9 protein-coding genes are annotated in these 15,272 nt (G+C 32.0%); 1 reads left to right on the top strand and 8 read right to left on the bottom strand.

All coding sequences use genetic code 11. The features are described from left to right. Positions 1 to 5 precede the first annotated feature (5 nt). The 8 genes from OO775_RS05105 to OO775_RS05070 form a co-directional block, all read right to left on the bottom strand. Entirely contained in the window at positions 6 to 2,090 is a 2,085-nt protein-coding gene (locus OO775_RS05105) for a DUF4838 domain-containing protein (RefSeq protein WP_264845960.1), read from the bottom strand. A 31-nt stretch (positions 2,091 to 2,121) separates the two neighbouring features. Beyond that, positions 2,122 to 4,872, bottom strand: a complete 2,751-nt coding sequence (locus OO775_RS05100) for a tetratricopeptide repeat protein (RefSeq protein WP_264845959.1) — start codon at positions 4,870 to 4,872, stop codon at positions 2,122 to 2,124. A gap of 12 nt (positions 4,873 to 4,884) precedes the next feature. After that, on the bottom strand, positions 4,885 to 6,324 hold the full coding sequence (locus OO775_RS05095; RefSeq protein ID WP_264845958.1) for a glycosyltransferase family 2 protein: 1,440 nt from the start codon (positions 6,322 to 6,324) through the stop codon (positions 4,885 to 4,887). A 1-nt stretch (position 6,325) separates the two neighbouring features. Continuing rightward, positions 6,326 to 7,288 carry a HEAT repeat domain-containing protein gene (locus OO775_RS05090; RefSeq protein ID WP_264845957.1) on the bottom strand — a complete coding sequence of 321 codons (963 nt, stop codon included), beginning with the start codon at positions 7,286 to 7,288 and terminating at the stop codon, positions 6,326 to 6,328. 361 nt (positions 7,289 to 7,649) lie between these two features. After that, a complete protein-coding gene (gene topA / locus OO775_RS05085) occupies positions 7,650 to 10,154 on the bottom strand; it encodes a type I DNA topoisomerase (RefSeq protein WP_264845955.1) in 2,505 nt (834 codons plus the stop codon). Positions 10,155 to 10,300: 146 nt separating this feature from the next. Then, on the bottom strand, positions 10,301 to 11,584 hold the full coding sequence (locus OO775_RS05080) for a citrate synthase (protein ID WP_264845954.1): 1,284 nt from the start codon (positions 11,582 to 11,584) through the stop codon (positions 10,301 to 10,303). Positions 11,585 to 11,728: 144 nt separating this feature from the next. Then, positions 11,729 to 12,244, bottom strand: a complete 516-nt coding sequence (locus tag OO775_RS05075; RefSeq protein WP_264845953.1) for a PAS domain-containing protein — start codon at positions 12,242 to 12,244, stop codon at positions 11,729 to 11,731. Between the two features lie 126 nt (positions 12,245 to 12,370). Further along, complete coding sequence (locus OO775_RS05070) at positions 12,371 to 12,904, bottom strand: PAS domain-containing protein (protein WP_264845951.1); 534 nt, start codon at positions 12,902 to 12,904, stop codon at positions 12,371 to 12,373. A 282-nt stretch (positions 12,905 to 13,186) separates the two neighbouring features. On the opposite strand from OO775_RS05070, the gene metG reads away from it, so the two are divergent. Then, on the top strand, positions 13,187 to 15,241 hold the full coding sequence (gene metG / locus OO775_RS05065) for a methionine--tRNA ligase (protein WP_264845950.1): 2,055 nt from the start codon (positions 13,187 to 13,189) through the stop codon (positions 15,239 to 15,241). The last annotated feature ends 31 nt before the right edge of the window (positions 15,242 to 15,272 follow it).

Genomic DNA, 15,272 nt, shown 5'->3' with positions numbered 1-15,272 from the left:
ATATTTTAAGGCAATAATCGTATTTCAGAAGTTGCTAATAAATTACGTTTTTGAGAAATGTTTCTATAAATCTTCAATTCGATACTTTCTGCATCAGTAAAGTTTATTTTTTCGTTAATATGAACTAAACCAACTTGTTGTGATGAAGGAATTATCGTTTTATACAATTTGTTATTTTTATAAATTTCGATTTTTTCTGGGAGAAAAAAACGTTTTACTTCATTTTTTAAAAAAGTTAATGATAGCTCTTTGCCTTTCTTGGCTTTTTCTATTGGAATACTTACATTTAGGTGGTCTATCGAATTGAGAATCCAGCCATTATGGTACTCGTAAGGGAAACCATCGACACCATCAGTAAGAATTGTAAGGTCTTGATAATCTTCATCTAACATAGTTTTTGCAACTAATTTTTCGCCCAAAAGGAAATTTTGAAAATTATTCTCTGTAAGCAAATTTTCCCATTGAGATATATAGCTTTGAAGCGAGCCTTCGTCTTCTTTATAATTTGCCATTTCTTTGTACTTTGAATGTTCTTTGAGTATTCTAAGCATCTTTTGAATATAAGGCTTCACTACATTTTTATTTTGGCTATAATCAAGAAAACCATATTTTTTATCTGATTGATAATAAGCTAATTGCAATCTTGTAAAAGTCAGAGCAATATACATTTTGTTCAAATTAACACGCTCTTCGTCTTTTGTTTTTGGAATAATTTGTTCCAATTCTTGATAAAAATTAACAAATGAATCAATGTCTAAAAAAGTTTGTACAGCAGTATTAAAACTACTATAAATATTTAAAGATTTTCCATTTTTCTGTACTTTGTTTTCCAACGACAAATAATATTGAGCAAGTTGCTCACCAAAAATAGGATATTTCTGTTTATAAAATCGGGTAACTAAATCATCTACCGAAAGCGTTTCATCAATCAAAAGAGAAGAGAGTACAAAGGTTTGGACATCTTGAAAAGACGTATAGTCATATCCGCTTCCATTTAAAAAAACACCTGTAACCCCCTCTTTTTTAAACACTTGTAGTTGTTTTTGAAATCCTTTCAGTATTGGAAATGGAGACAAATAATCATCAAAATTAGATACATAATCCCACAAATAAACGTCTTTTACTTTCTGTCTCCACATTCGTATATTTTCTCGAAAAGCTATATTTTTATCCATATCAAGTGTAACGGCTTTGGGTAAATCTATCGTGCTTATAATAACTCCTGTATTGGTAGGTAGCTTTGTTTTTGGAGGTGTTTTCGTTGTTAAATAACTAGAAGCAAAAAACGTATGATTTGGGAAGCGTTTTGCCAAACGTTCAATAAAATAACTGACCGAAGGAGTTGCATTGTCAGAAGTGTTTCCAAGTTCTACACCTTTGGCAGAAGTGCTAACCAATGTATTATCACTAGGCATAATGACAAACTTGGTTGGTATTTCAGTACCAAAATTATCAATAATATAATTTTCTACCTCTTCAAATAATTGGTCAGAGGAAAAATCTAACTGATTTGTATTGGTTTTTCCATCAATTTGAGCAAAAATATTTTTAGTTGAATTTTTCATAATCTTAGTAAGATTATGTCCCCATATTCCCCAATCAATTTCAATGTTATTTGTAGCATTGATAGCATTATAATCTATGTTCAGATTAGGCAAAAAATGAGGTTCTCGATACGAAAAATCGAAATTGACACATTCTTTATCCCAACTAATAATAGACGGGTTCAAATCGGGAGCTTGTACTAACGTTGTATTATCTTCACTTATACGCTTGATTATCTGATAGATAGCCCATATCATTATTTGTTCATTTTTTACTATTAGTTTCCAATTTTTACTTTCCTTTTTCAAGCAATAATCGTAAGTAGCTTTTGGATTAAGATGCAAAACAAACGTTATATATTTTGGATTTTCTTTTTGTAGAAGGATTTTATTTTTATCATTTGTTCTCTTTTTCAAATGATTATAAAAATATTCAGCCCATTTTATTTCTTCATCAGATGGATTTTCGGTTGTAGAAATCACGTAACCTTCACCTTTGAGTGAAATAGATTTTTGGGTAGGTTGTTCCGCATTTGAATTGCACATTCCAAATCCAAGTAAACTAATTATCAATATACTAAAACGAAACATTCAAATAAAAACTTAAATTATACAAATTAGACCTATCTATACTATCGGTATATTCGTACCAAGTGCCTGATATACCAAGTGTTATAATATCTGAAAGCATATATTGTGCTATTCCTCCAAAATTAGCATTTGTTGTTGAAAAAGAACTATAATACTGATAATTTAAGATCTCATCAACAGGTGCAGAGCCTATGCCTCCGTAGATAGCCAAGAACGTTCGTTCGTTGTCCAAATTATATTGTATTCTTCCCAAAGTATTATAATAAAATTGGCTTGCTAACGAAATTCCTACCAATTTTGCATTCAAGCGAAATCTGTCTAAATGCTTAGTTGCTCCCACTTGTAATTGGAATAATTGTGACGCATCGACAGAACGGAGTTCTTTATATCCAACCGAGAGTTCAGCTTCCCAATCACGTGGCAAAGTTCTATAAATAGTCATATTGCCTATATATTTAGGAAAAAAATGTCCTGAAGCGCCACCTCCTATTGTAAAATACCACTTAGGGGAAAGCGTATGCGCCCATTCGCCTTGTACCATATAAGCACGCTTATCTGTTCGTCCAGAACTTGTTAGCCCAAGAGTATATGTATTTTTATTAGCATAACGAACATAAGATGCTTCAAAAATTCCAGGAATGCGTTTATCGTCGATATCATTTCGTTGATACATAAAGCGAGCTTCATTTCGATATAATTTGTGTTTTAGCCAGTTAAGCTGTTTTCTAAATTCTGATATCTCCAAAACAGAAGGTTGATACTTGCGTTGATATACGTATGCGCTATCGTATTGATGTTGTTTTTCAAAAATAAGCCCATGTTGATAGTTTAATTCGTTATTCTTTGGGTCGTATTTGGTTGCCTTACGAAGTAAATCTTGTGCCAAATCAAGTTGATTTTGACGACTCAAGTGTTGTGCTTGCTTTTGAACAGCTTCTGAATAAGCTCTTACCAAATCTTGATTATGTGGATATTTTTCTAAATAAGGGTCTAAAAAGGTAATGGCTTTATCAGGATTATCATTTTTAGTATATTCTTGTGCTTGTTTTATCACAAAAAACAAATCATGAGGATACAATTCTGCTCCTTTTTTTATATAAGATAAAGCTTCGTCAGATTTATTTAGTGTAGATGCCACAACGATAAGGTATTTAAGCCCTTGATTACTGGTTGGTTTTAATTCAACTAATTTTTTAGATTGTTCATAGGCTTTGATAGTGTTTCCTGCAGCATTCAGTTGTTTTATGTATTCTATGGCTATTTCTTCATATCCATCAACAAATTTTTCATTTTTTTGAGTCTCAATCAACTTATTGTATATGGCAAGGGCCTTTTCATATTCTCCTTGAACGTGATAAATTGCTGCTTTTTTTACTTCACCTTCTTGCGGATATTTTTGCCCTAAAACTTCTGCTATTTGTAGTGCTTTATCATATTTTTTCTTTTGAAAATAACAATTAAATAATGATTTCATTGCATTTTCTTGCCATTCATTATCATTTTGATAAGCTACAAATTCAAAATCAATGATTGCCTCATCACACATTGCCTCTTGTGCCAATTCTTTTCCTCTTTGGTAGCGATATTGCAAATAATCATTCTTAATGTCTATATCAGTAGGATATTCTTTGTACAATTCTTCTAAAAGATTTATAGCTTGTCCTTCACGATTAAGCAACTTATAAACCAAATATTTTTTAACTAAAAGTTCTTTGGTGCGTCCCTTAAGTAGCATACCTTTATCTATATAAACCAAAGCTTCTTGATAATAACCTTTTGATATAGAGTTACTTATAAGATAATCTAATGCTTCATTATTCAAAGGATTATTTTCAAACAATTTGCCATACAATACATAAGGATCGTTCTGATTTTGATATTGAGCAGCTTGACTAAGAATATCATTATAGTTAAGTACCATTTCAGAAGAAACATTTCCTTTTTTCATTTCCTTTTGAATAAAATCAACCGCCTCAACATATCGATTCATTTCAGTAAGAATGCCTATTTTTCGATTGACCAAATTCTTGTTATGAGGAAGATTTTCTAATCCTCGATTTACATATAAAAGTGCTTTTTCTCTATCACCTGCCATCAGATAATTATTGATAAGTCTTACATATCCTTGTTCATCTTTCGGATTGATTTTAATAGTTTCTTCATCCATCTTGACTGCTTGATCTATATTTCCTTTTTTCTTTTCTTGAACAGAAAGTTCTTGTAGTGAATACAGATAATCTTTTTTAAATTGCTCATCTTGCGGATAAATAATTCTTACACGTTTAAGTAATCTCAGAGCCTCTATATCATTACCTTGCTCTCGATACACTGCGATTTTTTTACGCCAAAGCTCTGGGTCATAAGGACTTATTTCAAGTAATTCATTGATGTAACAAATTGCACTCGAATAGTTCTTAGTCGCAATTTCGATATTGGTAAGTACTTGTTTTGCTTCTTCGTTGGTAGGATTTATTTCGATAGATTTGAGTAGATTAAAACGTGCTTTATCATACATTTGTTTTTGATAATAATATATACCCAAAAGAGCCAACAGATCTGCATCATTAGGTGATTCTATCAATGCTTTGTCCAATAATTTTTTGGCAGAATCATATTCTTTTTTAGAAAAATGCTGTGAAACCTGCCTAACAATTTTTTCCTCTTGTGCACTTGCTTGCCAAGACATTGCCCAAAATAAAAGGAAAGTAAAACTATATTTTCTTATTAAAAAAATCATTCGTAAAATATGTTAATTATCTATCTTAATAGTTTGTGTTTTTTTGTTTACTCCTTGTCGAGTCATTTCTCCCCAAGTAAAATTCTTTTTAGAAAGGAAATCAAAATATCCTCTCAAACTAAAAAAGACAATCAAAGGATGGTATAAAAATACTTCGACCAGCGTAATTCCTATAAGTCTAAAATATTCTCTTAATCTTTTATAGTGTTGTTTTTTTAGAAAATCCATCAAAATAGAAGTAATCGAAATTGTTAATCCAAAAATATAAATGGCAAAAAATACACCTAAAAAGCTAAGTATATTAAATTTGACTCCTACAACAAAAACTAAATATAACGTAACTAATATTCCTACAAATTCGATAATAGGAGCAATAAATTCACAAAAAAACATATAAGGCATCGTAATCATTCCAAGTCGTCCATACCTACGATTAAACAAATATTTACGATGAACGACAAAAAACTGAAACAGACCTCTTGCCCAGCGAGTACGTTGCTTTTGCATAATCTTAAAATTGGGAGGTCCTTCTGTCCAACAACATGTGTCAGGTATTTGAATAATACGAAAATCTCTATTTATATCTCGCATATAGGCTACCATTCGTGTGGTCATATCCATATCTTCTGCAAACGACTCTGGGTCATACCCTCCTGCATTGATTAAGATTTCAATATCAAACAAGCCTAATCCTCCCGAAATATTGGGAATACTATTGATTACAGACCAGCCCATCTTTCCAACCAAATATGAACGAAGATATTCCACTTCTTGTACTAATGGGAAAAAAGTCTTGGGTGGACGAACTCGAACTATTTCTCCATTTTCTATATCACAATTATTAAGCATACGCAGGGTAGCTCCTATACCAATTACCCGTACAGATGATTTCAAAACAGGCAAAATCATCATAAGCAAAGCGTCTTTGGCAAGAACACAATCCACATCAGTATTGAGTAAATAGGGATATTTACAAATATTTATCCCAGCATTAACTGCATCGGCTTTTGTTCCTCCATTTTCCTTATCAACGATAGTCAATTTGTTATACAACGGATTAGTCGATTTGAAAATGCGTTTGATAGGTTTTGATGGAATTTTGATAACAAACGAATAAGGAACTTCTTCCAACTGGTATTCTTCTATCAACAAATCAAGTGTTTTGTCCTTACTCCCATCATTTACAATAACTACTTCATAATTAGGATAATTAAGTGATAGTAGAGAGTTTACATTAGAAATTATCGTTTTTTCTTCATTATATGCTGGGGCGACAATAGAAATACCAGGAGCCAATGGAGAATTTTTGAGTGTAACAAGGTCTAAATCAGTATATTTTCGTTTGCTAACATAAAAATTATGCCAAGCCAATATAGTTAAAACCGTATAGTTTAGCAAAATTATTATTGAATATGTAATTATAAATATTTCAAAAATATCAATAAAAGTCATTTTAATTTTTTTTCTGGTTCAACGGATGTTCAATATGTAAAAAAGGTAATAGTTCTTGTTCATTTTGTGCTTTTTCTTTCAAAAAATAGAATATTTCTCTTCCTCTTTTTCCATAATTGTACAAAGATTCCAATCCTTGTAAGCGTGTATCCATATCATGCGCTGTTTCAATAGCATTTTGTATAAAAGATAATTCATCTTCTCGTTTAAAATTACCAAAAGCTCTCAAAATAGCTTGCTGTATAGAAGAAGGTTGAGTGTTATACATTGCAGATAATACAGGGATCGCTTTCTGATAACCAAACACCCCAAATGCATCAATAATACTTTGTCGTAATTTTACCTCACTACCTTCAAGCATTTTTAACAAATTATCTAAAGAATCTTTTTGATGATAGTGAGCTATTTCATATACCAAAAATGATTTCAACCCATCACTAATACTATGTTCTTGTACCCATTGAATAAAATTAGGAATCGTATTACGTGGTTTTTTTTGCAAAATACTATGAATTTCTATACTATCCCATTGTGAAAACTGACTATCAAAATCTTCATCAAAAAACTTAAACGGGTTATTTTTACTAATGTATAAGTACAAACTCCTAGCTCTTTTACGCAAAATAGAATCTTTAACTGTCGTAATAGGAATTAGAATAGATTCTGAAATTTCCATATTCAAACCGCCTATTTTACGAAGCGCTCTATCACGTATTTTCTTTGAACCATATTGAAGTTTATCTTCCCAATATTTTTTAAGTTTTAATCGTTCCAAAAGCATTTTATAATTACTTCTATTTATAACTTTATATTGATCAAGAATTTCAAGTAACAAATTGGTTAATAATTCTTTATAATTTCCATCAACTGCATTCATTGCTAAGTAATCAGACATTTCTGTTTTGTCCAAATCGCGCTTGGTAAGTAATATTTGCGTTATTCGTTCGGCATATTCTTTTCGCAAATATAATTTTCTTTTAGCTGTTTTTCTTCTTTTATGCCATTTCAGAACTAAAAATATAAAATTAAATATGAATAAAAGTAAAAACAGAAGATTAAATATAAAAATTTCGCCAAGCGAAGATGGGTATAGCCCTATTTTATCTAAATAATATTGAATATATGCAATAATATCAGTCATAATTAGCCCAAATTTCTATTTCGGGTGCAAAAATACTTTTTATATTCAAGAAAGTTATATCTAAAATGTTTTATTTTTGTTAAACTTTAATTATCAATGCCAATAGTTTGAAAATCCAAATAATATCATTCTATTTTACTGAATTTTTTTAATAAAAAAATCACTCTTTACGAGTGATTTTTTACTATTTTTTTGTCGACACCTTTTTCTTTGTTGATATTTTTTTTGAAGTACTTTTGGTTGTAGATTTTTTAGGTAGAAGTAAATTTTGTGCTTCTTCTAACGTAAAAGATTCAATATCAGTTTCTTTGCCAAGTTCTACTTTGGTCTTTCCTTTTATAAGATGATATCTGCCCCAACGAGCTTTTTCTATCCGAATATCTTCATTAACCCATTCTTTTACAACTTTTTCCGACTCTTTTTTGAGTTTTTCTTCTATCAATTCTATAACATCGGCTTGCGAAAGTGTATCAAAATCATATTTTTTATTCACATTGATATATGTGTCATTCCACTTGATAAAAGGTCCAAACCTTCCTTTCCCCTTGGTTACTTCTTTTCCTTGGTAAATGGCTATTGGTGCTTCAGCTCTAAGTTTTTCGTCTATAAATTGTTTTGCCTCATCTAATGTTATGGCAAAAACATCTTTATCTTTTCCGATAGAAATAAAACTTTCCCCAAAGCGAATATAGGGACCATACCTCCCTACGTTAGACTCTACTTCTTTTCCATGATAAACACCCAGTTTTTTAGGAAGTTCAAATAGCTTTATTGCTTCTTCAAATGTAATGGTCTCAATAGAAAATCCTTGAGGAAGGCTTGCAAAACGAGGTTTTTCTTCATCATCGACTGACCCTATTTGTACCATTGCTCCAAAACGCCCCAAACGTACACTTATCGGTTTACCTGTTGTAGGGTCTGTACCCAAAAAGCGTTCTCCAGTCTCACGTTCTGCATTTTTCTCTACATCAAGTACTGTAGGATGAAAATGCGTATAAAAATTACGCATCATATCTGTCCAATTTTCTTTTCCTGTAGCAATATCATCAAACGATTCTTCGACTTTTGCTGTAAAATGATAATCCATTATATTATCAAAATTTGCCATCAAAAAATCATTCACTACCATACCTATATCTGTAGGTATCAACTTACCTTTGTCTGTACCTGTAGTTTCAGACAAAGTTTTTTCTTTTATTTGATTATTGCTCAAAATCAATTGATTATACAGACGATTTTCACCCTCAATATTACTTCGTTCCACATAACCTCTGTTTTGAATCGTAGAAATAGTAGGCGCATAGGTCGAAGGTCTCCCTATGCCCAATTCTTCTAATTTTTTAACCAATGAAGCTTCTGTATAACGAAATGGTGGGCGAGTAAAACGCTCTGTGGCTGTAATATTCTTATTAGTCATACTTTCACCTACAAAAAGCGTAGGTAAAATACCCTCTTGTTCCTCTTCATCATCATCAAAACTTTCAAGATATACCTTCAAGAACCCTTCAAACTTAATAATTTCTCCATTGGCAACAAATTGCTCAGAATGTTTATCTGCTTTTATTTTAGCTTGTGTTCGTTCAAGCTCAGCATCACTCATTTGTGAAGCAATAGTTCGTTTCCAAATCAATTCATACAATCGAGCCTGATCTCGGTCAATTTTCACAGAGCTTACAGACATATCTGTTGGACGAATAGCTTCGTGAGCCTCTTGAGCTCCTTTGGCATTGGCTGTGAATTGACGAGGTTTGCTAAATTCTTTTCCATATGAAGAGATGATTTCCTTTTGTGCCGAATCAATAGCTTCTTGCGAAAGATTTACACTATCAGTACGCATATAAGTTATCAATCCTGATTCATACAAACGCTGAGCCATTTGCATTGTCTTACTTACCGAAAAATATAACTTGCGTGAAGCCTCTTGTTGCAATGTAGAGGTTGTAAATGGAGGTGCGGGCGATTTTTTTGCAGGTTTTGTTTCTAAATCTGCTACTGAGAATGTAGCTCCCATATTTTTGGATAAAAATTTTTCAGCCTCTTCTTTCGTTGCAAATGATTTAACAAGTTTAGTTTTGATTATTTTTCCTTGGGAATTAACAAAATCTGCTGTTATTTTATAAGATGATTCGGTTTTAAAATCTTGTATTTCGCGCTCTCTTTCTACAATAAGTCGTACCGAAACAGACTGTACACGACCTGCCGAAAGCCCTTTTTTAACTTTTTTCCAAAGTACAGGCGAAAGTTCATATCCTACCAATCGGTCTAGTACGCGTCGAGCTTGTTGAGCATTTACTAAGTTATAATCTATCGTACGCGGATTGGCAATTGCTTTGTCTATTGCCGATTTAGTAATCGAATTAAAAACAATGCGTTTGGTTTTATTTTTGTCCAATTTCAATGCTTCTGCCAAATGCCAAGAAATGGCTTCTCCTTCTCGGTCCTCATCAGAAGCAAGCCAAACGGTATCAACTTTTTTAACTTCTTCTTTTAACGTTTTTACTAATTCTTTTTTGTCCGAAGAAATCTGATATTTAGGTTTGAAATCATTCTCAATATCAACTCCCAATTCTCGAGTGGGTAGGTCTGATATATGTCCATAACTTGACATTACTTTAAAATCTTTCCCTAAAAATTTTTCGATAGTTTTAGCCTTAGCGGGCGACTCTACAATTACTAAATTCTTTGCCATTGTATTTTGATTTGGGGGCAAAAGTACAATTTTTTTTAAAAAGATTATCAGTTTATTATTAAAATAGGCAAAATATATCTAATTTAAATTATTAGCAATAAAAAAGTCCTATCTTAAAATAGGACTTTAAAGAATTCAGAATACATTTATCGTTTATCTAAATCAACATAAGGACGATATGAAGCTCCTGTGTATATTTGTCTTGGACGACCTATTGGTTCATTACTTTGACGCATTTCTTTCCATTGTGCTATCCAACCAGGAAGACGTCCCACAGCAAACATCACGGTAAACATTTCTAACTGAACACCAAATGCTCTATAAATAATTCCTGAATAAAAATCAACATTTGGATACAATTTTTTTTCAATAAAATAAGGGTCTTCCAAAGCAACTTTTTCCAATTGTTTAGCTATGTTGAATATCGGATCATCTATTCCTAACGAATGTAAAACATCATCAGCTGCTTGTTTAATAATTGTCGCTCTTGGGTCAAAATTTTTATATACTCTATGCCCAAATCCCATAAGTCGGAATGGATCATCTTTGTCCTTTGCTTTACGAACATATTTTTGTACATCTCCCCCATCAGCATAGATGTCCTCTAACATTTCAATAACAGCTTGATTAGCGCCTCCATGAAGACGTCCCCAAAGTGCAGATACACCCGTAGAAATGGTTGCGAACAAACCAGCATGTGAAGACCCCACTAATCTTACGGTAGATGTAGAACAATTCTGCTCGTGATCTCCATGTAAAATAAGCAATTTATTAAGAGCGCTAACCATCTTAGGATTCATTCTATATTTTTCAGTAGGAATTTCAAACATTAATCGTAAGAAATTTTCAATATACCCTATCGAATTATCATAATAATTAAGTGGGAAACCTTCCCTCTTACGATAAACCCACGTAGCCAATACTAAAAACTTACCCATGGCTTTACAAACAGATTCATACACATCTTTTTCGCACGTTACATCAACCGATTTAGGATTAAAAGCAGTTAATGCACTTGTAAGCGAAGCCAAAACTCCCATCGGATGCGCCGATTTAGGAAATCCATCTAAAATGGTTTTCATTTCTTCGTGTACAAGAGAGTATTTGCGAATCGTATTTTCAAATTTCTCTAACTCTGTTCGATTAGGTAACTCTCCAAAAATAAGCAAATATGCTACTTCTAAAAATGTTGCTTTTTGTGCTAAATCTTCAATATTATACCCTCTATATCTTAAAATTCCTTTTTCACCATCTAAAAAAGTAATTTTACTCTGGCAAGCTCCTGTATTTTTATATCCAGAATCGAGTGTAATATAACCTGTTAAAGATCTCAATTTGTCAATATCAATCCCTTTTTCTCCTTCACTTCCTATAATAATCGGAAATTCATATTGTTTACCATCAACAATTAATTTTGCTTTTTCATCCATAAAAAAATATTTAATATCAGTCCGGCTAAGATATAATTTTATTTTGAAACTAACAAATTTTTTTTCGTTGATTTATAAAAACAATCAAAGTTGCTTTTTTAGGCAACTTTGAGAATAAAATAAATTTTAAAAAAAATATCCCTTTTATTTGAATTCTAAGATAACATCTTCTATATAAGTTAGATAATCTTTACCTTGTTCTTTTAAGAATTGTTCAAAGAACTTTTCACCTGCTTCAATACCTCCTGCTTGTTCTACTTGGATTATCTTTTGGTACAAAGGTGTTATATATTTTTCAATAGTTTGCGTAGGAACAGAAGTTCTACGTCCCATATAACTAATGATACGTCCTGTTGGATCTTTGATAATATCAAAATCAGTAATAACCCAATAGTATTCCCCTGATTTTGCCATATTCTTAACAATTGCGTGGAAATTTATACCTTGTTTGATATTATCCCATAATATTTTAAAGATTGTCTTTGGCATATCGGGGTGACGAATTACATTGTGAGGCTTTCCAATCAACTCTGCCTCTGTATAACCTGATACGTCCATAAATACTTGATTTACATACTCAATATTACCCGCAGCATCAGTTTTACTCATAATTGTTTTGGATTTATCCCAAGCAACTTCTTTATTTATAGGTGTGCTCATAAAAATATATTTTATATTATTTGGTTGCAAATATATGTATAAAAATTAATTCTACAAAATAAAAAATGTTTTTATTTTAAATTTAACATTTTATTTTGTAGAATTATTTTCAGAATAAAATAAAATTTATTTTTTAAATTCTAATATAGCATGTTCTATAAAATCAATATAATCATAAAAATTATTTTCTTTCAAGAACTGCTCCAAATATTTAGCACTTGCTTCCATACCTCCTACTTGTTCTGCTTGTAAAAGTTTTTGATATAGTGGTGCTATATATTTTTGAACACTTTCAGTTGGAACAGAAGTTCGGCGAGCTAAATAACTAACAATTCGTCCCATAGGATCCTTGATAATATCAAAGTCAGTAACTACCCAATAATATTCTCCTGATTTAGCTAAGTTTTTAGCTACCGCATGAAAATTTTTGCCTTGTTGAATATTATCCCATAAAACTTTAAAAATTATCTTAGGCATATCAGGATGTCGAATGATGTTGTGTGGTTGCCCTATTAACTCTTCTTGTGAATACCCACAAACATCAACAAACACCTGATTAGCATAATCAATCGTACCAGCTGCATCTGTACGACTCATAATAGTTTTTGTTTTGTCCCATTGCACTTCCTTATCAATGGGTGTTGGACGTTGATTACTCATAATTTTAAGGATTTTTTGAATGCCACAAATGTAATATTTATTTTTTTATAAAAAAAAATTTTTCTTTAAAAAATGTGTAATTTTCACTAAATCTATTTCGTAAAATTTATTTTATTCCCATTTCAAAAGGAAAAAAATTGTATAAAACACTAATAATTATCATTTTACATTTAGTTTTAGAATAATTTATTTTTTTTGAAGTCAATTTTCAATCTTGTATTCAAGATAATTCTAAAAAATAATGTATTTTTGTGCTCTCTAATTTAATTTTTTTCATAAAAAATGTCTAAAAGATACACCATAACAGCAGCTTTACCTTATACAAATGGTCCTATACACATTGGGCATTTGGCGGGTGTATATATACCTGCCGATATTTACGCTCGTTTTCAGCGATTGAAAGGAAATGATGTAGCCTTCATCTGTGGAAGTGATGAACACGGGGTTGCCATTTCAATGAAAGCTAAAAAAGAAGGGATTACACCTCAACAAGTTATTGATAAGTACGATGGTATTATCCGAAAATCATTTGAAAATTTTGGTATTTCGTTTGACAACTATTCAAGAACTTCCTTGCCTATTCATTATGAAACAGCTTCCGAATTTTTTAAAAAACTTTATGAAAATGGAGATTTTATTGAAGAGACGACCGAACAACTTTTTGACGAAAAAGCAGGACAATTTTTAGCTGACCGATTCGTTATCGGAACATGTCCAAAATGTGGAAATGAGGAAGCCTATGGCGACCAATGCGAAAAATGTGGGACTTCACTCAATGCCACTGATTTAATAAATCCAAAATCAACAATAACTGGCTCAACACCAACGCTTAAAGAAACTAAACATTGGTTTTTGCCTTTGGAAAGATACGATGCTTTTTTGCGAAAATGGATTCTGGATGGTCATAAAAATGATTGGAAACCCAACGTATATGGGCAAGTAAAATCATGGCTTGATGATGGATTGAAACCGCGAGCTGTTACGCGCGACCTTGATTGGGGAATACCTGTACCTGTACAAGGAGCAGAAGGCAAAGTGCTGTACGTTTGGTTTGATGCCCCTATTGGATATATTTCATCAACCAAAGAATGGGCGTTACGACAGGGAAAAGACTGGAAACCTTATTGGAAAGATAATGAAACAAAATTGGTTCATTTTATCGGGAAGGATAATATCGTGTTTCACTGCGTAATTTTCCCTGCTATGCTTAAAGCTGAAGGAAGTTATATTTTGCCAGATAATGTACCTGCCAATGAATTTTTGAACTTAGAAGGAAATAAACTCTCCACATCTAAAAATTGGGCTGTTTGGTTACACGAATATTTAGAAGACTTTGAAAACCAGCAAGATGTACTTCGTTATGTACTAACAGCAAATGCTCCTGAAACCAAAGATAATGATTTTACTTGGAAAGATTTTCAGGCTCGAAACAACAACGAATTGGTAGCCGTTTTTGGGAATTTTATCAACCGAGTTGTCGTTCTAACACACAAATATTATAATGGAATTATTCCTTCTCCTAACGCATTTACAGATATTGATAATCAAACTATTAACGAAATGCGTAGCTATGCTTCTATTATTGAAAAATCCATAGAGAAATATCGCTTTCGTGAAGCCTTGCAAGAATTTATGAATTTAGCCCGTTTAGGAAATAAATATTTGGCTGATGAAGAGCCTTGGAAACTCATTAAAACCGACCCAGAACGGGTAAAAACTATCATTTTTGTAGCTTTACAAATCGCAGCAGAATTAGCTATTTTGAGCGAACCTTTCTTGCCTTTTACTTCGGAAAAACTCAAAAAAATGTTGAATTTTTCTGCTCTGAAAACAAATCTTTCGTGGGAAAATGTTTCAGAGAATCGGCTTTTGCAAGGACATCTAATCAATCCTTCGGAACTTCTTTTCACTAAAATAGAAGATGATGCTATTGAAAAACAACTCAACCGATTAGAAGCAACGAAGCAACACAATAAACAATCTGATAGCGTAATTGCTCCACAGAAAGAACTCATTACGTATGATGATTTTGCTAAAATGGATATTCGTATTGGAACGATTCTGGAAGCTCAAAAAATGCCCAAAGCAGACAAGCTACTTATTCTTAAAGTAGATACGGGCATTGATATTCGTACTATTGTCTCTGGAATTGCTCAGAGTTTTTCCGCTGAAGAAATTGTAGGTAGAAAAGTTACTATACTTGCCAACTTGGCTCCGCGAACACTACGTGGAGTAGAAAGTCAAGGAATGATTCTAATGACTACTTCGCCAGATGGTAATCATGTTTTCATAAATCCTGATGCAGAACAAATTACTAACGGAAGCCAAGTAAGTTAGATTTTTCAATAATATATTAAAAAGACAAATA

It is taken from the genome of Capnocytophaga catalasegens (assembly GCF_026005215.1).
Classification (GTDB): domain Bacteria; phylum Bacteroidota; class Bacteroidia; order Flavobacteriales; family Flavobacteriaceae; genus Capnocytophaga; species Capnocytophaga catalasegens.
This window is presented reverse-complemented; position numbering and strand designations above follow the sequence as displayed.